The following is a 21274-nucleotide window of genomic DNA, read 5'->3' as shown; positions in this document are numbered from 1 at the left end:
TAAACAAATGCTATTTCTGCAAAATTTAGAGAAATAAAATTAAAAAGCAATTAAATCTGACAGAATTTGAAACAAAATCCTGCAAATTTTGCAAATAAATTGCAATTAGCACTTGAAATAATGCAAGGTTTTTTTACAATTTTCTGCAACTTTAACTATTCCAAAAATGCTTATACAATAGTTCTGATTCGAAATTATTTAGTTTTACAAAATATAGTTTGGTTAACTTTTTTAAAGAAAAAAAAACATAATACTAAAAAACATATGAAAGAAAACACCGCTCAAAACATTATGGAAACTCTTTGACTTTATGGCCCAATTCCGAAAATGTAGATTCTTAATTATTAGATTAAATAAAAGCTATTTTATCTACCAGCTTTTTATAAGAAAACAGATACAGCAGGAGAGCTTATTGCGGCTGAAAGCTTATTTTTAAGGTGACATCAAATTTGTCCATTTACAAAAAATATAATGCGAGCTTATATCTTCTTTTTTATATCCTTTTTTTTATTTCAAAATCAGGTCAACGCTCAGAAAAACACCTTTCCTGACGGCACTCCTATTTCCAGTTGGTTTTTAGACGATTCTAAAATTGACTTAAACGCTTTGGGAGAAAAATATACCATAACAAACTATGGCGTAAAAGCAGACAGTACCATAATACAAACTACAGCCATTCAAAAAATAATAGACCAAGCCAGCAAAAAAGGTGGCGTCATAATAGTGCCCGAAGGTACTTTCTTGACTGGAGCGTTATTTTTCAAACCAAATACACATCTACACATCGAAAAGGGAGGAAAACTAAAAGGCTCTGACGACATAACCCACTACCCTATACAAGCCTCACGAATGGAAGGGCAAAACTTAGACTATTTCCCGGCGGTGATTAATGCATACGGTGTAGACGGATTTACGATTACGGGCTCAGGAACCCTCGATGGAAATGGCCTAAAATATTGGGAGGCGTTTTGGGAAAGAAGAAAAGAAAACCCGCAGTGCACCAACCTCGAAGTGTCAAGACCACGTTTGGTTTTTATATGGAATTGCAAAAATGTGCAACTGCAAGATGTAAGATTACAAAATTCGGGTTTTTGGAGCAGCCATTATTATAAATGTGAAAATGTGAAAATATTAAACCTTAGGATCACGTCGCCTCATAGCCCAGTAAAGGCACCAAGCACAGACGCCATAGATATAGACGCCTGCTCAAACATGCTTATAAAAGACTGCTACATGGCCGTAAATGACGACGCCATAGCCCTAAAAGGCGGAAAAGGCCCATATGCCGACCAAGACCCAAACAATGGCGAAAATAAAAATATCATCATTGAAAACTGCGAATTTGGCTTTTGCCACGGGGCACTCACCAGCGGCAGCGAAGCCATTCATAACCGAAATATTTTGATGAAAAACTGCCATGTAAATGATGCCGTAAGAGTTTTGTGGTTAAAAATGCGACCCGATACTCCTCAAAAATACGAATACATTACCCTCGAAAACATTACGGGAAAAGCCCGCAGCCTGATTTATGTAAAACCTTGGACACAGTTTTTTGACCTAAAAGGCAGACCTGATGTGCCACTTTCATATTCTGAAAATATTGTATTGAAAAACTTCAAAATGGATTGCGAAATCTTTTTTGATGTAGCCATTACTGAAAACGACAGGTTATCAAACTTTACCTTTCAAAACTTAAAAATAAATACACAGAACGAAACATTTGATAAATCGATAGTTTCAAATTTTAAACTCAAAAAGGTACGCGTAAACGGCAAAAGGATAAGGTAAAGATTTACTGAGCCGTAGAAAGATCAAAACTTTGTTTGAACACAAAAGCCAATGCAACAAGGCCGAAAACGACATCGAAAAAAGTAAAAATGGCATGAAGGAATATTACCGATTCTATACCCATTTTTTGCGTGTACCCAAAAAACATGAGGGTGTTGGCCACCAGTAGATGAAAAAAACCTACCCCTCCTTGTGTTGGCCCCGCCCAACCTATGGAACCCATGACCAAAACTGCCAATACTGGTAATAGTCCAACTGATGCATCTACAGGCAAAGCTCTTAATATCAACAAAGTAGAAAGATAATACAATACCCAAATACAGACACAATAAATCAGAAAATCCGATTTACTTTCTAACTTCTTCACACTCAAAATTCCTTTTTTTAGATTATTTAAAGTGTTCTTAAAATAGCCAGGAAGTATATTTTTTATTTTTTTGTAAAAAACAATTCCCAATAGAATCAATAGCCCAGCTACCAAAATGGGCCAATTGATTGAGGTAAAATATGGAGCGAAAAAGTCAAGCATAGAAACTCCAGAAACCAGGTTTATTAAAAATACGGAAAGGCCCATAACTCCTAATATCAACGAATCTAAAATTCGTTCGGTAAGTACAGTTCCGAAAAGCGAAACGGGCTGACAGTTTTCTGTTTTTTGTAAAATTTTACACCGAAGCACATCGCCAGAATGCGGAATCACAAAATTAGAAAGTGTCCCAGACAAAAAAGCCACCAATGCAGCAGTCAAATGTACACCTTTTTGAAAAGGCTCAATAAGCATCACCCACCTTTTGGCTCTTAAAATATGAGACAAAAGCATCAATACTCCGCTCAAAGTCACATAATAGATATTGGCTCCTAAAAAGGTGTTTTTCAATTCTATAAAATCAATATTTTTAGCGAATAACCAAACTAGTCCGATACTGAGCAAAAAAGACAAAATGATGGAAAGTTTTTTTACCATTTTTGGGAATCAAACAATTGGTTATATAAATCAAGTATTTGTTTAAGAATATACTTTTCGTCAAACTGCTTTACTATTTGCCTAGAATTTTCTTTGGCTTCGCTAAAGAAGTTTTCATCTACAAAAAGCCTACAAATCTGTTCTTTAAATTCCTGATTTGAACTTGCTTTCAGATGGGCAGTCGTATATAGGCTTTTGTATTCATCTAAGTCACGATAAATAACCGGCAACTCAGCCGAAGCGGCTTCAATAGGAGCCAAAGGGCTATTTTCTTGATAAGAAGGAAACACAAAAACATCAGCAGCGGCATATAAATTTGGCATTTCATCTAAACCTACAATGCCCGTAAAAAGAATATTACTCGGTGCATTTTTTATGCGTTTGTCTATTCTTTTAATACCTTCGGTAAGTTTCCCAAACGGCCTGCCTCCAACCCAAACAAACTTAAATTGTGGCATTGACTCTGCCAAATCGATAAAATCTTCTATGCCTTTTCGTTGTTGCATTTGCCCTACACCCAAAACCACAAACTCATTTTCATTTATTCCTAAAAATGACCTTCCAGTCTTTTTTTTATTTTCAGAAAATCGCCAGTTTTCTAAATTTATAGGATTGTTAATTCGAACAATTCGTGATTTTACTTTTAACTCTTTCAGGGTTCTTTCTACTTCTGGCGAAATAGCGATACAGACATCGGCATAGTTAAAAACCCACTTAAAATATAGGTCAGCAAAAGGCTTCACAAACCTAAAAAATGGCACAGAACCTTTTAAAGTAGCAGGAATAGTATGTACAGTATGTATACGCCTGCCTTTGTATTTTAAGCCCTTCAAAAAATAATAAGGACCGTACGTATGAGCATGAAAAACATCTCCAACGCCTTCATTATTAACTTTTAAGTCCACACTTTTGCCAATAGAGAGTAAGCCAATCAAATCTCGGTGTGCAGTATGGATACCCATGCCTTGCGAGCCAAATTCGGTTTCAGAAACCAGATGAACTGTCATTTATAATTGGCATTAATAAAGGGTCTTACTAGCATTTTATACCAAACTTCGGGTTGTTGTACACTTTCAGGATATTGATCTAAACCAAACTTTAGTTCCTCTTTTTTGAGGGTATAAAAGGTCTTAAACATCCTGTCCCAAATACTGAAAAGATCGCCGTAGTTGCTGTCTGTGTATGGCCTAACATAGTGGTGATGTACCTGATGCATGTTGGGTGTCAATACCAAAAATGAGAGAATCCTGTCAGTTTTTTCGGGCAATCTCAAGTCGGCATGAATGATAATTTTGCTGATAATCTGAATAAACTGATGCAAACTGATGATCCAAAGGGCTGGCCCTAAAAACGACACTGCCAAAACATAATGTCCAAGTCTAATCATGGTTTCAAATGGATGCTCGCGAAGTGACGTGCTGACATTAAGGTGGCTGTCTGAATGATGCACCGAATGAAAACGCCAAAGTACCGGAATTTTGTGCATTAAAAAATGATATAACCAATAGGTAAAATCAAGGAAAATAAAAGCAAAAAGAATATTCAAATAGCCTGATTTGAAGTTTAAATAAGGTATCAAACCGATATTATTGGCATTTTCAAACAATATTATCTTCAAAAAAACTATACTTACCAAAACCTGAATCACGGCTCCTGAAAGTGAAAATAGGAAATTATTGAGTACATGTATTTTCTTTGGAAAAAAGCTACTATCTGAGACGTAATATTCCAAAAACCAACACACTAAAAACACAGCCACGAATATTCCCGATTGAATATTTTGGTGATTTTGATTGAAAAAATTAAAGATTGTATTCATTTCTAAAAATATTAAAAAAATAATAGGTCAAGTATCTGACTAACTGAAACTTACTCCAATGAAACCAACTCACTTTTATTTGAGCTTTCCGAACTATAAATAAGTTTTTTGAGGTTTTGAATGGTTTTCACAGGGCCTTCGTCAAGGGCCATATTTACCATCCACGAGGGTATATTCCCACCCGGATTTGAGCTGAACTCATATTCGCCTTTTATATTGTTCCCATTGGGAGTAAACGTCCACTTTGAGTTAAACTTAGTCATTCTTACATATCCTTTTTCAAGTGGCACCAAACTCGAATTGGCATTAGAAACCGAATGAACAACTTTGGTTTTGGGATCTTGCGTTATGTGTGTGTGTATCACGATATCTCTGTCAGAAAGTGGCCACGGAAAATCAATTTTGTTGTAATAGTTTAAATCATGAGCTGACTGCCTGCTCACTTCTTTAGATTTTACCGCTCCATATACCCATTTTGGATAATTTTCGACATCAGTCAAAACCGAGATTATCGCATTCATGGAAGCATTAAAACTTGTGGTAATTTTCACTTCTTTAATATCCGACCCTTCCACGGTTTTATAATACACTTTTACACCATTACTTTCTTTCACAAACTTCCACTCAGAAGACTGTGCAGAGACATTAAAACCGACTAAAATAAGTGCAAATACAAAAAGAGTTTTTAAGCTTTTGATGTTCATTTTTATATTAATTTATGGGTAAGGCCGACAAAGACCCTTCTTGGTATTTTTTTAATTGCACCGAATAAATAAGATCCATCATAAATTCGAACTTTTCTAGATTAACTTTAGGATTAAGGCGTATACCAAAAAACCTCTCCGTGTATCTAATAAGCAACAAAACTTGCTCTTTGTCTAAACCAATATCTTCTTTTAGGCTAGAAAACAAACCGATGTTTTGAACCGAAACTCCGAATTTTTCAGCAATGTATTTTTTCAAAATATGCAATTCAAATTTCATTATATTTTTCAATTTTATCTAAGAAAAATCAAATAATAAATTCATTTGATTTTTAGCCTATTCATTGGTTAAACATTCTCTTTTTTTGCCAATACTCTGATCTTATAAAAATGGTTGCCTTAGGATTAAAAAATATCGCCTAAACTAAAAAATATACCTTTGGCCTTATCTGTTCCGATACCATAAGATGCCACAAAATAGACATTTGATTTTTTATTTACTTTTATTCTAAAACTGCCACCTGCCCCGTATATTATCTTTTTAAATGCTAATGAAGTAGGTTCTGAAAAAGAAGAAAGATTCGTAAATATTGCAGCACCAAAAAGTTCATTTTTAGTTAACCTAAATCGATATTCTGACTCAAAATAAAGCATATTTTGCCCCCTGTATCTTCCTTCTATTAATGGTCTACTCGATGAACCCGTGTAGTCAAGTTGCGATGCCGCCATGTCAAAAAGTGGAGCTTTACCGTCAAAATTTAGCCAGTTAAAACTTCGCAAAGCGAGTACGTTACTTTTTATGGGTGAAAATGAATAGTACTTCCTTATGTCAGTAGTAAGTGTTTTATAATTTGAAGTAGAATTCAGGAGTTTTAGATTTTGAATGAAATTTATGTTAAAAAATGTTTCTCCCATAACCGGAAAATTCTCGTTTCTACGGTTATCAAATAAAAGGTTAACTAATATCCCAGACGACACCATAGGTTTGGTAAACTCTTGCTTGTTTGAGTTCAATTCTTGGTATTCATTTAATAACTTAAAGTTGCCATGGTAGTCAAAATAATACCCTAAACCCAAAAGCAAATCGGGCTTGATGGTTCGAGACAAAACTTGGTGAACCTTAAAATAATTACATTGATATTGGTTTACTTTATTTATGGATGTGCTGCCACCCACTCCATAGTCATTTAATACATATTTGTAGGCTCGCCAATCAGTCTTGAGGTTAAATTTATTGTCTTTAAACCAAATAGAGGCAGTTAATCTCGGTATTATGTATTTTCTAAACGTAAACTCAGGCACAAAATCTATTACTGACATGTTAGCGTTTTTATTGGTTTTAAATGAAATATTACTTTCCAAAACCAAAGCCAAACCTTTGAGCTGACTGTAACCAAAACCCGGAATAGCGGATATAAAAACGCGTTTTTCTTTAATTTCGATAAGCGTGTCTTCATGTTTACGTTTCAACACTTTCCCAATTACATCAAATGCGTCTATAAGTGGCACTTGCGTGGTGTCAGAAGTTTGGGCGTTGGCGTATTGAACTACGAAAACAAGTAAAAAAAAGACGATAAAAAGGGATACTTTCAAATAAATAAACTTAATTAACCATCTTTACTCGATTTTACGACTTCGGGTTGCCTCCAAAGAATATTTATTTTTGCATTCAAAATTTCTACAGAATTGAAGATTACATTTACAGCATGAAAATATTGGTGATTGAAGATGAAGAAGGCCTGGGACAAGCGATTATTAAATATCTTGAATCAGAAAACTATATTACAGAATGGGCAAAAGATAAAAAAAACGCAATAGACAAACTTGAAGTTTATGCCTACGATTGTGTGCTTATTGACCTGATGCTTCCTGATGGATCGGGGTTGGATATTATTTCTCATATAAAATCTTTAAAACTAGAAAGCGGCCTAATTATCATTTCGGCCAAAAATAGCCTCGACGATAAACTCATGGGGCTTGAACTTGGTGCTGATGATTACCTGACCAAGCCCTTTCACTTGCCCGAACTAAATGCTCGGCTAAAGGCACTTATGAGGCGAAGGAAATTTGACGGAGACTTAGAAATAAACGTCGGCGATATGATAATTAAACCCGAAGCCATGCAGGTATTAGTACATAACTCAGAATTGATACTGACCAAAAAAGAGTTTGATTTATTGATGTATTTTGTGATGAACAAAAACCGAATAATGACCAAAAGCACCATAGCCGAGCATCTGTATGGAGACGATATAGACCAAGCCGATAGTTTTAATTTCTTGTATTCTCATGTCAAAAATCTTAGAAAAAAGATACTGGACTTAGGCGGAAACGACTATCTACAAACCGTGTATGGCGTTGGATATAAATTTAACGTAGCATGAAATTACTCACCAAAACCGGAAGGATGTTTCTCCTTATTAGCTTTGGCGTATACCTTGCAGGAGCCACAGGAGGGTATTTGGTACTCAACTATTTGACAGAAGCTGAAGCTATAGACAACTTAAAACTTTCAAAACAAAAACTACTCAAGGAGTTAACCGACAAACCTTTTGAAAATACAAACTGGATTTCACTTTCAGACAGTATCCAAATAATCGCGACAGATAAGCTGACTACCGAAACCATCACGGATATTGAACTCTACAATAGCCTTGAAAAAGAAGTTCTTGCTTATAAAAAACTGACATTTACTAAGAACCTGAATGGCAAACTGTATCAAATAAGTATTTTTAAGCCTCTTTATGAACTTGAGGATTTCCAAGAAGTGCTGTTGATAACTTTTGGCATTATTATGTTTATGTTACTTGTGCTTTTATTTTGGATAAACTATTGGTACAGTAAAAAACTGTGGTCGCCATTTTATGGCACACTCGAGTCATTGGCCGATTTTAAAACCTCCAGCAATACATCTTTGGATTTGCCACAAACCAATATTCATGAATTTGAATCATTGAATACACATATAAATACGTTAACCAAGAAAGTTCAGAGCGATTTTCAGAATCTAAAAACATTCACTGAGAATGCCTCTCATGAAATGCAAACACCCTTAGCGGTTATTAGCTCTAACTTGGAGATTCTGATTCAAGACGAAAACCTTAATCAAAATCAGGTGCAGCAAATTGGACACCTTTTGGAGTCTATTGGTAAACTTTCTAAGCTCAATCAAACACTTTTACTTATTTCAAAAATTGAGAATCGGCAGTTTGAGAAAAACGAAAAAATAGATTTAACCCAAACCTTAGCGAACAAACTGACACTATTGCAGCCATGGATTGAAGGTAAAAATATTCAAACCGAATATAGAATTGACGATTCTGTTGGCATAGAAATGAATGCTTATTTATTGGAAGTTTTGCTAAACAACGTATTAGGAAACGCAATAAAATACAACTTAGAAAACGGAAGTTTAAAGGTAACCCTTACCCATAAATACCTTAAAATAGAGAACTTAGGAAACAAGCTTAGCAAACCCACAGAGCAACTTTTCCAAAGATTCCAAAAAGACAACAAAAACAAAGAGTCTATTGGACTTGGCTTGGCGATAGTGAAACAAATATGTGAAACATACGGATTTACACTCACATACGAAAACCTAGAAAACACGCACTTGCTCACAATTAGTTTTCAATAAAACCTATTCTTGTATTAGTAATTTTTATTCAATTCCCTTTAAGCTTTACCTTACCGTTTTAAAATACCCGCTTTTCATTTAAAACTTTCTCAGACTAAACTTTAGATTGTTTAGGTTTACCTATTTCCTCCAAAAAGCCTACAGAATCATAATGTAAAATTGTATCCTAAACAATTTAACAATTATGAAAAATTTAAGTCTGGTTTCATTAATCGTATTGGGTGCTATATGTACCACTAAAGCTCAAAAAATTTCAGCCGATAAACTTCCTGTGGCAGTAAAAACTGCATTTGAAAAAGCGTATCCCGACGCCAAGCAAACAAAATGGGACAAAGAAAAAAATGACTTTGAAGCTTCATTTAAAAATCAAAAGGAGGACCTCTCCGTAGTGTTTGATGCCAAAGGCAATATACTTGAAACCGAAAAAGATATTCCTTTAGAAAAACTACCCGCTAACGTTCAAAAAGCCTTAAAAGGCAAAAAAATCAGCGAAACGGCGATTATAATAAAAGGTGGCAAAACTTTTTATGAAGCCGAAGTAGGTGGCAAAGACCTCTTGTTTGACTCAAATGGAAACCCGGTCAAATAAGCAAACACTTTTTAGCAGAATTAAATCTATGTTTTTTTCTGCTATTTTTTTTAAAAAAGCAACCCTTTTCGCCCATTCCGAGTAAAGGCCAATAACACTAAGATGAAAGTAAATTTGAGTAATAACGAAAAGGAAGAAGACCTTTTTTTAAAAGCAATACTAACCAAGTGTCTAAAAAAAGACGAAACAGCCCAAAATATGCTTTTTCAGCTTTTTTATGGATACGCTAAAAGTATATGCCTCAGATATTCGTCTAGTCAAGAAGACGCCAAAGATATACTCATGAAAGGGTTTATGAAGGTTTTTCAAAATTTAGAAAAGTACGCCTTCGAAAGGCCATTTAAGGCTTGGTTAAGGACTATTTTGGTGAATACAGCACACACGTATTACCGCGATCAGAAAAAATTTGAGAACGAAATTTCTTTAGAAAACCAGCCAGAAATAGAGAATTCAGAGAGCATCATAAACGCACTGTCGGCCGAAGAACTTTTGGCATTAATTCAAAAACTTACACCCGCTTATAGATCGGTATTTGTGATGTATGCAGTAGACGGATACACCCACCACGAAATAAGCGAGATACTCAACATAAACGAAGGCACCTCGAAGTCAAATTATATGAAAGCAAGACTTAAACTGCAGGGTTTTATACAGAAAATTAACCCTGACCTTTTCTATCAATATTCAACCTCAAAAACCAAAAGTATTTGATATGGAAATGAACAAATACAACGACGCTATACGTAAAAAACTACTCAGTATTGAACCTGAGTATGAGCAAAAAGATTGGACTGAACTAAAGGGCATGCTCGGACATAGCTCTACTTTAACTTTAACCCCAAATAGCCTATACAAAAATTTACTCATAGCCACTTTAGGCACCTTACTTACACTTTCATTATTCTGGAATTATAAACTACAAAACGCCAACCAACAAACCCAGTTTACAACAAAACCGGAACAAAAAACACAAACCCAGGTAGTGTACAAGACGGATACTGTTTTTATTGAAAAAATAAAATATGTATATCCTAACCAAATGCAATTAGATAAACATGATGCTTTAGCAATTAACAGCAACATCGAAAATGGAGCTTCTAGCTATATAAATGAAATAAACGGAGTAAATATTGGAATTAAAAGATCAAATACCAATACAACAAAACCAAAAACACAAGGAATACCATATTCGCAAAAACAAAATTTAGTTGGGGCTGAATTGGCTTACACTACTAATATTTTTAACCAAAAAAATCAAACTGTTGAAATAAATGCAGATTCAAGCCAAACAGAAGAACTGAATTTTGATTTCCTTGAAGGAAAACAGTTTGCTACAAATTTTTCAAAAAATGGATTATACCCCAAAATACCTTCTAAAAAAAGTGTGCATTCAAATCCTCTTTCCCCGTACCAGTTTAGTTTACAAATGCCGCACATTGATCTGAAAAACCTTAAATACAGATTTGGAATAGAAGGCGACCTTGGAACCGAAGAAGCTGCAGCAGGTCTAATAGGAGAAGTGATACTAAACCCAAAACTTTCTGTCTCCACGGGAGTAAGAATGGCTTTTTCGCCTGGCAGAGACTATTTCACAGCTGACCAATATCAAGAAGAAACCAAAAAGGATTTTAGAAGTATTTACGCTCCTAGCCTTAGCGAAAACCAACAGATATTGAACATCAATTTCAGAAACTATATTTTACAACTTCCGATAGGTTTAAACTACAAATATCCACTTAAAAACCAATACAAAATCTTGTTAGGAATAGGTACGATACTAGACCTGAAACTTTGGCAACAAGTAAAATATGACTACGGAAAATACAACTCGCATTTTGAAGAAGGTCACAGCAGCTTTTCGGTTTATAATAAACTGATAAACAGCATACAGCTTAACACTGGCTTGGAGAAAAAATATGGCAAACTTGTTTATCAACTGATGCCATATGCCACTTTTTACAAATCACAGATACCATACCGGAGAGAAGAATTTATGGCCGGCATTAAACTTAGGGTACTTAGATAAAAATAAATATGAAAAAAGTAGCTGAAATAACCTTTATTTTCTGGCTCATGAAAATTTGTGCCACCACCCTTGGCGAAACCGCCGGCGATTTATTGTCGATGACTTTAAGCATCGGATATGGCCAAAGCTCGCTTATTCTGCTCGGTTTTTTTGTGGTAACTTTAATAGTACAGTTAAGAAGCAAAAAATACAACCCAATTTTGTATTGGGCCGTGATAGTATCTACCAGCACTGCCGGCACTACCATTTCGGACTTTATGGACCGCACTCTGGGCCTTGGTTATGCCACCGGTTCATTGATTTTGGTAGTAGGTTTAGTTTCTATGCTTTCAGTTTGGTATTTATCCGAAAAATCGCTCTCCGTTTCTGATATCAAAACGTTCAGACCTGAGCTATTTTACTGGTTAACTATTTTAATATCAAATACGCTAGGAACCGCCTTAGGCGACTACCTCGTAGACAGCTCAGGCATGGGATATATAGGAGGAGCGACATTGATTGGGAGTTTGATTGCGATCATCGCATTGGCTTACTATTTTAGCCCAATTTCGCACACTACCCTGTTTTGGATAGCCTTTGTGCTAACTCGGCCATTTGGAGCCACATTTGGTGATTTACTTACAAAACCTATCGCAAAAGGCGGCTTAAACCTAGGCACTACAGGCTCTTCGGTAGTTTTGCTAAGTATACTTTTGGGTTTCTTATTTTATGAGATTTATAAAAAAAAGAAATTGCTGAAACTCACTAATTTTTAATCAAAGCCGAAATTAATATTTTAGTTTAATATGTAATTTTAAGCAGAATAATATGGCAGTTTTGCCATATTATTTTTTTTACAAATAGGTCTCATTTACCTTTTTCAAGGCTCTTTTGAATTCCTTTCAAAATCTCTAACTGTTTTATTTGCACCTCCATGAGCGACGATAAGTGTTCCTCTAAAAGCAAGTCCATTTTTTGATGTAAACTTCTTAATTCTAACTCCGCCTTTAGGTTTATCAAATAGTCGTTTTCGCTTCTTTTTCTGTCTTTTTCTTCTTGCCTATTTTGGCTCATCATGATTATCGGAGCCTGAAGTGCTGCAATACACGAAAGTACCAAATTCATTAAAATAAACGGATATGGATCAAAACGCCAATGTAAAATGGCCACCGAGTTAAATACGATCCAAACGAATAATATGACGGCAAAAATGATGATAAACTTCCAACTGCCGCCAAAACTGGCCACCTTGTCTGAGATACTCTGCCCTTTGGTTAAAACCTCCGCAGGTTCGTTTAGAAGATTTTCTATGATACTCTTCTCCTCTTCTATGGCGTTTTGCACAATCTTCTGAAGCTTAAGCAGCTGCTGATTTTCAGAGGATTTTATTTTCTTAATTGGGTCGGTCATTTTTTTATTTAAAAATACCAAAAAAGCCTCATCTAAACTTTTAAAACATCGATTGTTTTTCAAATTAATACGAGGCTTTATTGGTGTTAATACAAATTAACTATACTGGCACAAGTACGAAGTCTGAACATTTACCGTTACTTGAAATTTCGAATTGGCAGGCACTTCATAAAATTCACCTTTGCCAATCATTTTAGATTCGGTTTCGCCAGGCAAAACCACTTCCATTTCACCTTCTATAACGGTCATAACCTCCGCACTTCCAGTACCAAACTCGTAAGAACCGGGCTCCATTACACCTACAGTAGACTTTCCCGCTGCAGTGGTATACCCAAGCGAAAGCACATTTCCTTCAAAATAAGAATTCGAATTAATCATTGTTATATTTTATTATTTGTTCTGTTTTTTTCTAAAATCCCAAAAAGTATATCCATAAAACCATCTACAGAAGGCTCCATAAAAATCACTTTATGCGGTCGCAAAATATATCGGTTGTAGTGTCCTTCTACTTCTGTGAGCTCATTAATTTGATAGTATTTGTTACAAACCATCAGCCCAAATGCTCCTTTTATTAAATCATAATAGATTACCCCAACTTGGCCCATTGAATTTTGGAATAACTCAATGAAAAATGGAGAGTCAAACAAGCCTTGTCCATTAAAATTAGACACCATGTTTATATCAAAAAAATCGTACGTCCAAAACACATGCGGTATTCCAAAGTCTAACATTAGCTCACTGAGCGAAAGTAAATTTTGGTACATAACCTTATGTAGCTCAACTACTTGCGATGCCTCACTCACATTAAGCCAAACGTCATAAATAGTGTCGTAGTATTCGGTCAGTTCTTTTGCCAAATCTAATTTATAATCAAAACTAGGATAGCCAGGTGCATAATATCCCGGATAAAAATAGGTTAAACCCGCTGCTTTCGCATGTATTACTTTTTGTAAAATTAAATATTTGCCTAGGCTATATTTTTTATATGAAGGATCATAAAAACTAACGATACCTTGGGCGGCGTTTTGCCCCAAATCAAATACTCCCATTCCGATTAATTTGTCGTCGTCAAACAGGCAAATCTCTTGGCTGTTAAAAATATTGGGTTTGTTTAATGCCAATAGCATTTCGAGCGAGCCTGAAGTTTCAAACGTGATGCCTGATTTGTAATTAGCATATAAAGCTTCTTTTTCTTCGGTTACATTTAGTTTACTTATTTCTATTCTAAACCTACTGTTTTGCTTACTCAGCTTTTGCTGCTTTGGACTAAGGTTAAAGTCAAAAAGCCTATACCTAAGCCACAAAGCCGAATAGATGGTTTTATTAAAATGCAGGAAATTTGTGGTAAAAATACTCTGCCCCATTCTAAACCATCCTTTACTCAGATATTGATCTAAGTCTTCGGGCAAAAGTACGGTTGGCGTAGAAATATTGGAAAGCATGAATAAAATTCTAAATTCTCAAAAAAGACAGTTTTGTTTTAAAAGGCTACTAAAGCTTTATACAATCACAAAAATATAAGTTTTTCTGACTAGAAATCCTTTTTTCTTTTTTTAAGGCAAAAAAAAATAGGCTACCGAGTAAGTAACCTATTCTTTATATAAAATAAGATTTAATTCTATCTTAAAAACATCCTAAATAACAAAAACATACCGGCAGATAGCATCATAGAAACTGGCAAGGTAAGTACCCAAGCTATTGCTATGTTTTTGATAGTGCCTGCTTGTAAGTTTTTAATACCTTTAGAAGCCACCATAGAACCCGCAATACCCGAAGATAGCGTGTGCGTAGTAGAAACCGGAAGCTTAAATCCAGAGGCTAAAGCAATGGTAACCGCAGCCACAAGTTCAGCTGAAGCTCCTTGAGCATAGGTCAGGTGAGATTTACCGATCTTCTCACCAACTGTAACTACAATACGTTTCCACCCGATCATAGTACCCAATCCCAGCGAAAGTGAGATTAATAAAATAACCCAGAAAGGTGCAAAGTCAGTTGCTTTTCTAATTCCTTTTTCTTCTTTAGTAGCTAGGTTTGCTAGGATATCTCTATCTTCTTTGCTCATACTTACACTTTCGTCATTTAAGATTTTCTTAGCGTTGCTCGAAATCTTCAAAATGTCGTTTCTCAAATGTAATTTAGTTGTATTTAAACTTTCCTTTCCGCCCAATATTGGAAGTAAATCCGCAATATTTTCTTTGATTTCCGAAATGTGCGTTTTTTCACTTACACCCAAATGTGTAGTATCAATTTTAGAAATCACTTGCTCTATTTGTTGGACTTCAGGAATAATTTTATTCAAATTTTGGGCTGAGTTTATTGCAAAGTAAGAAGGCAAAACTCCAATCAAAATTAACATCATAAGACCAATTCCTTTTTGACCGTCGTTTTTACCATGGAAAAAACTAACTAGCGTACATGTGGTTATCAAGGTAGCACGAATCCAAGTTGGAGGAGTTTGGTTCTTTTTAGGCTCAGAAAAAATCTGCTCTCTCGTTTTTTTAGAGGTTGAAACTTTTAAAACAAACATAAGAACTACCGCCAATGTAAAACCGATTAGGGGAGCAATCATTAATCCGAAAAAAATCTCTTTTACTTTATCCCAATTTAGAGCTACAATTCCCGATGTATTTTCAGGCAAAAGAGCGTATCCTAAACCAACTCCCATGATAGCACCTATTAAAGTATGCGAACTAGAAGATGGCAAACCAAAATACCACGTACCGAAGTTCCAAACGATAGCACTCAAAAGCATGGCCATGACCATTGCCACAGCATGATACACGTTTTGGTCAAGAAGGAGCTCGACTGGCAGTAAATTTACAATACTCATACCCACACCAACGCCTCCGGTTATTACGCCAAGGAAATTCCAGATTCCAGACCATACTACGGCCTGAGTAGGTTTAAGTGAGTTGGTATAAATCACGGTAGCAACTGCGTTTGCAGTGTCGTGAAAACCATTGATAAATTCAAAAAAACAAGCTGCAATTAGGGAGATTGCTAGCAAAATAAAAATATCCGTTTCTAATCCGAACATAGGGTTTATTATTAATTTTTAATCTTTTTCACTTCGAAGTCGCAAAATTGACAACTTATTTCCGAAAATTCACTGAAATTATACTTTTGAATATTATCAAATTGTTAATTTTCCTTTATTGCCAATTGTCCACAAGCTGCGTCAATGTCTTTCCCGCGGCTTCGTCTAACGTTTACTATCACCCCATTTTTCTCTAAATATTGAGCGAATTTATCTATTGCTTCTGGGTCTGCATTTTTATAGTTAGCCTCGTTAATTGGGTTATATTCAATAATATTGACCTTAGAAGGCACTCTTTTACAAAACTTAAGTAGGTCACGAGCGTCGTCTAAAGTATCGTTGAAGGTATGAAAAATAATATATTCAAACGTAATTTTATTGCCTGTTTTTTGATAAAAATAAGTTAAAGCATCCGTTAAGTTCTGAATACTATTAGACTCATTAATTGGCATTATCTGATTTCGTTTCACGTCATTGGCCGCATGAAGCGAAAGTGCCAAATTAAACTTCACTTCGTCGTCACCCAGTTTTTTAATCATCTTGGCTATTCCTGCTGTGGAAACCGTAATACGCTTCGGCGACCAGTTTAGGCCTTCTTCAGAAGTAATCTTATTTGCCGATTCTATCATAGCCGCATAGTTTAGCAATGGTTCGCCCATGCCCATGTACACGATATTGGTAAGTGGTGCTTGGTAATTTTCTTCGGCTTGTTTTTTGATTAAAATAACTTGATCGTATATTTCAGCAGCATCTAAATTTCGTTCGCGATTCATATACCCCGTTGCACAAAACTTACATGTCAGCGAACAGCCTACTTGAGAAGATATACATGCCGTCATCCGCGTATCAGTAGGAATCAATACGCCTTCTACCAAGTGACCGTCATGCAGTCTGAAACCAGATTTAATCGTACGATCCGATGAAATTTGCAATTTATCTACTTTTACGGGCAATATTTCAAATGATTCTTTGAGTTTTTCACGTAGCGTTAGCGACAAGTTACTCATCAAATCTATGTCTGTGCATGCTTTTTGCCAAAGCCACTCCCAAATTTGTTTAGCTCTAAAAGCAGGTTCGCCTTGCTCTTTTAACCAGACCTTTATATCTTCTAACTTCTGTTTTCTTAAATCTAACTTTTTCATAATCTTATTCTTTTTCTTTCCGAAAACACCGCTTTACAAAACGTTTTGGCGTTGATATTTTTCTTCGAAAAAAACTAAATGCAAATTTCGCCTTTTTTTAATTAAAATCACTAATAACGCATCTTAAAATTAGGTGAAACAAAGCAGGCAATTTATTTGTTATTTCCATGAATAAATAGTAGATTTCTAACATGAGAATAAAGCAACTTCTGGTTTTCATGTCGTTCCAGCTTTTACTTTGGAACACCACCACTGCTTTTGCCCAAAAACTTCCAGAAAAATTCGGCTTTCATTTTAAAGGCCGCTTTCAGAAAACCTCTAAAATCCCTTTCGAAGTATATTCAAACCTAATTGTAATCAAACTCAAAATAAACGGCTCAGATTCGCTGAATTTCATATTAGACACAGGAGTCAGCTCTATTATCATTACCGACCCTACCTTAGCCAAAACCTTAAATTTAGATTTTGTAAGGACAGTAAAAATAACCGGGGCAGGAGAAAAAAACGGCATTAACGCTAACGTTTCTATAAACCATGAAGTGGACCTCGGATTTGTGCGGGCATACCACCAAAACTTAGTAGTTTTAGACGAAGATATCCTAAAGTTATCTGAATACATGGGAATACCCATTCATGGCATTTTTGGGCATGATTTATTCTCTAGGTTTGTTATTAAAGTAGATTTTGCCAAACGCATACTCACACTTAAAGAACCCACAAAATATAAATATCGCAAGTCTCAAGGCGAACGCTACCCGATAGTAGTTACACAATCAAAACCATATATGGACGACGTAGCATTCGCTCAGGACTCAAACCCATTTAAACCGTTGAGGTTAGTAATAGATACAGGTGCTGGACATGCGTTATTATTAAATTCCCAAGAAAATACCAATATCCAACTGCCAGACAAAGTCATTAGAGCCAATCTTGGCCGAGGTCTAAACGGTAATATCAATGGAAATATTGGGCGGATTTCAAAAATTAAGATTGGTAAATATGAATTTAATGAGGTTTTGGCCTCATTTCCTGACAGCCTTTCATTTAGTATAAAATTTGACACTACCGAAAGCTTAGTAAGACAAGGGAGCATTGGCGGTGAGTTTCTGAGGCGATTCGTGATAACATTCAACTATAGAGACAGTTACATCGTATTAAAGCCAATAAAAAGCAAATATAGGGAGACTTTTGAACACGACATGAGCGGCATGGAAATAAGAGCCGCAGGTCAATATTTTGATGAATTTCAAGTAACATTTGTAAGTCCGGGCTCACAAGCAGACAAAGCCGGAGTAATCGTAGGCGACCAAATAGTTTTCTTTAATAATAAGCATTTCAAAGAAATAAATATCAACGACATTTATCGAAAACTCAGTAGCAAAGAAGGCTCAGAAGTGGAACTTTTTGTAAGACGAAACAACGAACTTAAATTTATTTACTTCAAACTAAAAAGGGTAATCTAGGCTACCTTTTAAAGAATATCGAGGTCTTTTACTGTAAACTCATTTTCAACATTCCCCGTATTCAAAGTCGTATTTGGCTCAAAAAGCAAGACTTTCACCTCTTCTAAGGCTATTGGCTTATGAAGCGTTCCTTTCGGAATAACCACAAATTCACCCGCATTTATGTGTAAGGTTTTATTTTCTAATTCTATCTGAAGAGCACCTTCTATAACCATAAACATTTCGTCTTCGTGCTCGTGTTTATGCATCACAAACTCCCCTTTAAACTTCGCCACTTTTACATGTTGACCGTTTAATTCACCTACTATTTTAGGGCTCCAATGCTCCGTAAAAGAATCAAACTTTTCGTGTAAATTAACTTTCTTTATATCCATTTTTAATTAAAACCTGTAAAAAAGATTTAGCCCTGCTCCTCTAATACTAAAGTAAGGAATGCTACGAATTGACTTTATTTCGGCTTTTTCGTCTGTAATATTTAAGGAAAAGTAATTATTCGAAAGGCCAAAACGCTCAATAATCTTATCTTTCAGATACGTTTTTTCGTCTTCCGAAAGTTTACCCAAAACCTCGTTTGTGGCAGTTGCATTGAACGTATTGGCAAAGCCAAGGTGTGGCCCAATAATTACAAAATCAACGCCGAAGTTGCTCCAACGAAACTGCTTGCCAACCAACAAACCAATGGAATTAGCCCTGAAAGTAAAATCAACCGGAGACTTGGCATCTAAGAAAAGCCCCTGATATTTAATGGCTAAAGATGCCGGAACCGTCATGTCAAATTTCTCGAACTGACCAAAAACAGAAACAAACCAGCGATTTTTGTTTTCTCCAAAATACTTTCTAATCTCTGGCGAATAGCCCATAACGCCTACTCGGGCTTCGTTCATAAAAATATATTCAAACTTAATGCCTGTTAAACCTACTCCGTGCCTTTTGGCCAAAGTATCTATGGGTACACCAAAAGGAATCAAAGATTTTTGCCGATAAAAGAAGGTATTATTAAACGCCCACTTGTCGTTTAATGCACGCTCATACTGAAACGAATAAAGCTGCGAAAGCGGCCCCACCACATTAAACTTAATGGAGTTTTTGGGTTGTTCTTGCCCAAAAACGGTGATAGAACACGCAATTAATATTAAACAGAAAACGATTTTTTGCATTATTTTTCAATTGATTTTAAGACAGTTCTTAATGTCTCTAAACTTTCAAAAGGAATATCTAAGTGGGTAACCATTCGAATTAACTTTCCTCCAAAATGAACTACATGAACGTCTTTTTGTGCCAAAGCCTGTATAAACTCAGCCACTTGATAGCTTTCATTTAACTCAAATATAACGATATTGGTATCTGCCGGGTATAATTCTTCCACAAAATTACAATTTCCTAACATTTCCAAAATCAGCTTGGCCTTTTGGTGATCTTCTTTGAGTCGGTCTACATGGTGGTCTAAAGCATAAATACCCGATGCAGCCAAATACCCCGCTTGACGCCATCCGCCACCAAAAGATTTACGCACTCTTTTGCATTTTTTGATAAAATCAGCCGAGCCTAAAATCAACGAGCCAACTGGGCAACCGAGGCCTTTTGAAAGACAAATAGAGATAGAATCAAAGACTTGTCCGTATTGTAGCGAAGTTTCTTTGGTTTCTACCAGTGCGTTAAATAGCCTCGCTCCATCGAGATGTAGAGCCAAATTATTTTCAACACATACTGCTTTTATTTTTTCTATTTCGGCGAAATCGTAAATAGCTCCTCCACCTTTATTCATGGTGTTTTCTAAAGAAACCAAGCGAGTCAAAGGCTGATGAATATCGTCCGGATTGTTAATGCCGCCTTTTACCATTTCCGCGGTTAGCCTACCTTTATTTCCTTGCAATAGCTTTAAAGATGCATGGGCATTTTGTGCCACTCCGCCTCCTTCATACAGATATATATGCGAAAGCTGATCACAAATAACTTCTGTGCCGCTGCCTGTGTGTACTTTCACGGCTATTTGGTTGGTCATAGTTCCGGACGCACAAAAAAGCGATGCTTCCATGCCAAACATATTGGCAACTTTGGTTTCTAGGGCATTTACCGTTGGGTCGTTTCCAAAAACATCATCCCCCACTTCCGCCGAAAACATGGCCTCCAGCATGGCCTTAGTTGGTTTTGTGAGTGTATCGCTTCTTAAATCTAAAGACATCTCTATTATTTTTTTGCCAAAAATAGACATATAAACTTAATTTATTAAATTTGATAAAACTAATCAACCTAATGGCGAAATATACACTCAAAATTAACGCAAAAACCTATCAGCTAGAAGCTGACCCCGACATGCCTTTGGTTTGGGCAATTAGAGACTTGGCTAACCTAAAAGGCACCAAGTTTGGATGTGGTCTTGCCCAATGTGGTGCTTGTACCGTGCACTTAGACGGCCAACCCGTTAGATCTTGTCAAATACCGATAAGCAGTATTGCTAAAAAAGCTAAAATAACTACGGTGGAAGGTATCGGAGAAAATACACTTTCGGTAGTTCAACAAGCTTGGATAGACGAGCAAGTGCCGCAGTGTGGATATTGTCAGTCTGGTCAAATTATGTCAGCAGTGGCACTTTTGGCAACCAACAAAAACCCCAACGACGAAGACATAGCCAATGCCATGAATGGCAACTTGTGTAGATGTGGAACGTACCAAAGAATTAACAAGGCAATTAAAAAAGCCGCAACAATGCTTTAAA

Annotated in this window: 24 protein-coding genes; 10 read left to right on the top strand and 14 right to left on the bottom strand. The window is 35.9% G+C overall.

The window, feature by feature from the left end; genetic code table 11:
• Positions 1-66: 66 nt before the first annotated feature.
• Positions 67-306, top strand: coding sequence for a hypothetical protein (locus ACFOOI_RS00930; protein WP_379833942.1), 240 nt, complete (start codon positions 67-69; stop codon positions 304-306).
• A 165-nt stretch (positions 307-471) separates the two neighbouring features.
• The gene (locus ACFOOI_RS00925) at positions 472-1788 is read left to right on the top strand and encodes a rhamnogalacturonidase (RefSeq protein WP_379833939.1); all 1317 of its coding nucleotides are present in this window, start codon (positions 472-474) and stop codon (positions 1786-1788) included.
• 4 nt (positions 1789-1792) lie between these two features.
• Here ACFOOI_RS00925 and ACFOOI_RS00920 read toward each other — a convergent pair whose 3' ends face one another.
• The 6 genes from ACFOOI_RS00920 to ACFOOI_RS00895 all read right to left on the bottom strand — a co-directional run bounded on the left by ACFOOI_RS00920 (position 1793) and on the right by ACFOOI_RS00895 (position 6868).
• The gene (locus ACFOOI_RS00920) at positions 1793-2752 is read right to left on the bottom strand and encodes a lysylphosphatidylglycerol synthase transmembrane domain-containing protein (protein WP_379833937.1); all 960 of its coding nucleotides are present in this window, start codon (positions 2750-2752) and stop codon (positions 1793-1795) included.
• Positions 2746-3759, bottom strand: coding sequence for a glycosyltransferase family 4 protein (locus tag ACFOOI_RS00915; protein WP_379833935.1), 1014 nt, complete (start codon positions 3757-3759; stop codon positions 2746-2748). Before ACFOOI_RS00915 ends, ACFOOI_RS00920 begins: the two co-directional genes overlap by 7 nt.
• Positions 3756-4571 (bottom strand): sterol desaturase family protein, encoded by an 816-nt coding sequence (locus tag ACFOOI_RS00910; RefSeq protein WP_379833932.1) that lies wholly within the window; start codon positions 4569-4571, stop codon positions 3756-3758. Before ACFOOI_RS00910 ends, ACFOOI_RS00915 begins: the two co-directional genes overlap by 4 nt.
• A 50-nt stretch (positions 4572-4621) precedes the next feature.
• Positions 4622-5275, bottom strand: coding sequence for an START domain-containing protein (locus tag ACFOOI_RS00905; RefSeq protein ID WP_379833930.1), 654 nt, complete (start codon positions 5273-5275; stop codon positions 4622-4624).
• Between the two features lie 7 nt (positions 5276-5282).
• Positions 5283-5555, bottom strand: coding sequence for a hypothetical protein (locus ACFOOI_RS00900; protein ID WP_379833927.1), 273 nt, complete (start codon positions 5553-5555; stop codon positions 5283-5285).
• Between the two features lie 125 nt (positions 5556-5680).
• Positions 5681-6868: a hypothetical protein gene (locus ACFOOI_RS00895; RefSeq protein WP_379833925.1), complete on the bottom strand. Its 1188-nt coding sequence runs from the start codon at positions 6866-6868 to the stop codon at positions 5681-5683.
• A 113-nt stretch (positions 6869-6981) separates the two neighbouring features.
• On the opposite strand from ACFOOI_RS00895, the gene ACFOOI_RS00890 reads away from it, so the two are divergent.
• The 6 genes from ACFOOI_RS00890 to ACFOOI_RS00865 all read left to right on the top strand — a co-directional run bounded on the left by ACFOOI_RS00890 (position 6982) and on the right by ACFOOI_RS00865 (position 12282).
• A complete protein-coding gene (locus ACFOOI_RS00890; RefSeq protein WP_379833922.1) occupies positions 6982-7659 on the top strand; it encodes a response regulator transcription factor in 678 nt (225 codons plus the stop codon).
• A complete protein-coding gene (locus tag ACFOOI_RS00885; RefSeq protein ID WP_379833920.1) occupies positions 7656-8912 on the top strand; it encodes a sensor histidine kinase in 1257 nt (418 codons plus the stop codon). The genes ACFOOI_RS00890 and ACFOOI_RS00885 overlap by 4 nt, the downstream gene beginning before the upstream one ends.
• A gap of 184 nt (positions 8913-9096) precedes the next feature.
• A complete protein-coding gene (locus tag ACFOOI_RS00880; RefSeq protein ID WP_379833917.1) occupies positions 9097-9501 on the top strand; it encodes a PepSY-like domain-containing protein in 405 nt (134 codons plus the stop codon).
• Between the two features lie 102 nt (positions 9502-9603).
• Positions 9604-10212 (top strand): RNA polymerase sigma factor, encoded by a 609-nt coding sequence (locus ACFOOI_RS00875; protein WP_379833914.1) that lies wholly within the window; start codon positions 9604-9606, stop codon positions 10210-10212.
• A gap of 1 nt (position 10213) precedes the next feature.
• Complete coding sequence (locus ACFOOI_RS00870) at positions 10214-11527, top strand: hypothetical protein (protein ID WP_379833911.1); 1314 nt, start codon at positions 10214-10216, stop codon at positions 11525-11527.
• An 8-nt stretch (positions 11528-11535) separates the two neighbouring features.
• Positions 11536-12282 carry a COG4705 family protein gene (locus ACFOOI_RS00865; protein ID WP_379833909.1) on the top strand — a complete coding sequence of 249 codons (747 nt, stop codon included), beginning with the start codon at positions 11536-11538 and terminating at the stop codon, positions 12280-12282.
• A gap of 91 nt (positions 12283-12373) precedes the next feature.
• Here ACFOOI_RS00865 and ACFOOI_RS00860 read toward each other — a convergent pair whose 3' ends face one another.
• From ACFOOI_RS00860 to rlmN, 5 genes are all read right to left on the bottom strand, one after another.
• Complete coding sequence (locus ACFOOI_RS00860) at positions 12374-12916, bottom strand: DUF1003 domain-containing protein (protein ID WP_379833906.1); 543 nt, start codon at positions 12914-12916, stop codon at positions 12374-12376.
• Between the two features lie 96 nt (positions 12917-13012).
• Complete coding sequence (ppnP, locus tag ACFOOI_RS00855; RefSeq protein WP_379833903.1) at positions 13013-13294, bottom strand: pyrimidine/purine nucleoside phosphorylase; 282 nt, start codon at positions 13292-13294, stop codon at positions 13013-13015.
• Between the two features lie 2 nt (positions 13295-13296).
• Positions 13297-14358 carry a hypothetical protein gene (locus tag ACFOOI_RS00850; protein WP_379833900.1) on the bottom strand — a complete coding sequence of 354 codons (1062 nt, stop codon included), beginning with the start codon at positions 14356-14358 and terminating at the stop codon, positions 13297-13299.
• A gap of 176 nt (positions 14359-14534) precedes the next feature.
• Positions 14535-15953 carry an inorganic phosphate transporter gene (locus ACFOOI_RS00845; protein ID WP_379833897.1) on the bottom strand — a complete coding sequence of 473 codons (1419 nt, stop codon included), beginning with the start codon at positions 15951-15953 and terminating at the stop codon, positions 14535-14537.
• Between the two features lie 104 nt (positions 15954-16057).
• Positions 16058-17095: a 23S rRNA (adenine(2503)-C(2))-methyltransferase RlmN gene (rlmN, locus tag ACFOOI_RS00840; protein ID WP_379833894.1), complete on the bottom strand. Its 1038-nt coding sequence runs from the start codon at positions 17093-17095 to the stop codon at positions 16058-16060.
• A 191-nt stretch (positions 17096-17286) separates the two neighbouring features.
• Between rlmN and ACFOOI_RS00835 the strand changes: the two genes are divergently transcribed.
• Entirely contained in the window at positions 17287-18558 is a 1272-nt protein-coding gene (locus tag ACFOOI_RS00835; RefSeq protein WP_379833891.1) for an aspartyl protease family protein, read from the top strand.
• An 8-nt stretch (positions 18559-18566) separates the two neighbouring features.
• Here ACFOOI_RS00835 and ACFOOI_RS00830 read toward each other — a convergent pair whose 3' ends face one another.
• From ACFOOI_RS00830 to ACFOOI_RS00820, 3 genes are read right to left on the bottom strand one after another with little or no spacing between them, the layout of a single operon-like run.
• Positions 18567-18932 carry a cupin domain-containing protein gene (locus ACFOOI_RS00830; protein ID WP_379833888.1) on the bottom strand — a complete coding sequence of 122 codons (366 nt, stop codon included), beginning with the start codon at positions 18930-18932 and terminating at the stop codon, positions 18567-18569.
• 6 nt (positions 18933-18938) lie between these two features.
• Entirely contained in the window at positions 18939-19715 is a 777-nt protein-coding gene (locus tag ACFOOI_RS00825) for a hypothetical protein (RefSeq protein WP_379833885.1), read from the bottom strand.
• The gene (locus tag ACFOOI_RS00820; RefSeq protein WP_379840164.1) at positions 19715-20740 is read right to left on the bottom strand and encodes a threonine aldolase family protein; all 1026 of its coding nucleotides are present in this window, start codon (positions 20738-20740) and stop codon (positions 19715-19717) included. Before ACFOOI_RS00820 ends, ACFOOI_RS00825 begins: the two co-directional genes overlap by 1 nt.
• 71 nt (positions 20741-20811) lie before the next feature.
• Between ACFOOI_RS00820 and ACFOOI_RS00815 the strand changes: the two genes are divergently transcribed.
• Positions 20812-21273, top strand: a complete 462-nt coding sequence (locus ACFOOI_RS00815; RefSeq protein WP_379840163.1) for a (2Fe-2S)-binding protein — start codon at positions 20812-20814, stop codon at positions 21271-21273.
• Position 21274 lies beyond the last annotated feature (1 nt).

The sequence above is a fragment of the Lacihabitans lacunae genome (genome assembly GCF_042649125.1).
GTDB classification, from domain to species: domain Bacteria; phylum Bacteroidota; class Bacteroidia; order Cytophagales; family Spirosomataceae; genus Leadbetterella; species Leadbetterella lacunae.
The sequence above is the reverse complement of the archived record's forward strand: the minus strand, read 5'-3'. Positions and strand labels throughout refer to the sequence as shown.

What these genes read in the sequence shown, in the direction of transcription:
- ACFOOI_RS00925 (WP_379833939.1), top strand. Translation starts at nt 472, where the DNA reads ATGCGAGCTTATATCTTCTTTTTTATATCCTTTTTTTTATTTCAAAAT.
- ACFOOI_RS00920 (WP_379833937.1), bottom strand. Translation starts at nt 2,752, where the DNA reads ATGGTAAAAAAACTTTCCATCATTTTGTCTTTTTTGCTCAGTATCGGA.
- ACFOOI_RS00915 (WP_379833935.1), bottom strand. Translation starts at nt 3,759, where the DNA reads ATGACAGTTCATCTGGTTTCTGAAACCGAATTTGGCTCGCAAGGCATG.
- ACFOOI_RS00910 (WP_379833932.1), bottom strand. Translation starts at nt 4,571, where the DNA reads ATGAATACAATCTTTAATTTTTTCAATCAAAATCACCAAAATATTCAA.
- ACFOOI_RS00905 (WP_379833930.1), bottom strand. Translation starts at nt 5,275, where the DNA reads ATGAACATCAAAAGCTTAAAAACTCTTTTTGTATTTGCACTTATTTTA.
- ACFOOI_RS00900 (WP_379833927.1), bottom strand. Translation starts at nt 5,555, where the DNA reads ATGAAATTTGAATTGCATATTTTGAAAAAATACATTGCTGAAAAATTC.
- ACFOOI_RS00890 (WP_379833922.1), top strand. Translation starts at nt 6,982, where the DNA reads ATGAAAATATTGGTGATTGAAGATGAAGAAGGCCTGGGACAAGCGATT.
- ACFOOI_RS00885 (WP_379833920.1), top strand. Translation starts at nt 7,656, where the DNA reads ATGAAATTACTCACCAAAACCGGAAGGATGTTTCTCCTTATTAGCTTT.
- ACFOOI_RS00880 (WP_379833917.1), top strand. Translation starts at nt 9,097, where the DNA reads ATGAAAAATTTAAGTCTGGTTTCATTAATCGTATTGGGTGCTATATGT.
- ACFOOI_RS00875 (WP_379833914.1), top strand. Translation starts at nt 9,604, where the DNA reads ATGAAAGTAAATTTGAGTAATAACGAAAAGGAAGAAGACCTTTTTTTA.
- ACFOOI_RS00870 (WP_379833911.1), top strand. Translation starts at nt 10,214, where the DNA reads ATGGAAATGAACAAATACAACGACGCTATACGTAAAAAACTACTCAGT.
- ACFOOI_RS00865 (WP_379833909.1), top strand. Translation starts at nt 11,536, where the DNA reads ATGAAAAAAGTAGCTGAAATAACCTTTATTTTCTGGCTCATGAAAATT.
- ACFOOI_RS00860 (WP_379833906.1), bottom strand. Translation starts at nt 12,916, where the DNA reads ATGACCGACCCAATTAAGAAAATAAAATCCTCTGAAAATCAGCAGCTG.
- ppnP (WP_379833903.1), bottom strand. Translation starts at nt 13,294, where the DNA reads ATGATTAATTCGAATTCTTATTTTGAAGGAAATGTGCTTTCGCTTGGG.
- ACFOOI_RS00850 (WP_379833900.1), bottom strand. Translation starts at nt 14,358, where the DNA reads ATGCTTTCCAATATTTCTACGCCAACCGTACTTTTGCCCGAAGACTTA.
- ACFOOI_RS00845 (WP_379833897.1), bottom strand. Translation starts at nt 15,953, where the DNA reads ATGTTCGGATTAGAAACGGATATTTTTATTTTGCTAGCAATCTCCCTA.
- rlmN (WP_379833894.1), bottom strand. Translation starts at nt 17,095, where the DNA reads ATGAAAAAGTTAGATTTAAGAAAACAGAAGTTAGAAGATATAAAGGTC.
- ACFOOI_RS00835 (WP_379833891.1), top strand. Translation starts at nt 17,287, where the DNA reads ATGAGAATAAAGCAACTTCTGGTTTTCATGTCGTTCCAGCTTTTACTT.
- ACFOOI_RS00830 (WP_379833888.1), bottom strand. Translation starts at nt 18,932, where the DNA reads ATGGATATAAAGAAAGTTAATTTACACGAAAAGTTTGATTCTTTTACG.
- ACFOOI_RS00825 (WP_379833885.1), bottom strand. Translation starts at nt 19,715, where the DNA reads ATGCAAAAAATCGTTTTCTGTTTAATATTAATTGCGTGTTCTATCACC.
- ACFOOI_RS00820 (WP_379840164.1), bottom strand. Translation starts at nt 20,740, where the DNA reads ATGTCTTTAGATTTAAGAAGCGATACACTCACAAAACCAACTAAGGCC.
- ACFOOI_RS00815 (WP_379840163.1), top strand. Translation starts at nt 20,812, where the DNA reads ATGGCGAAATATACACTCAAAATTAACGCAAAAACCTATCAGCTAGAA.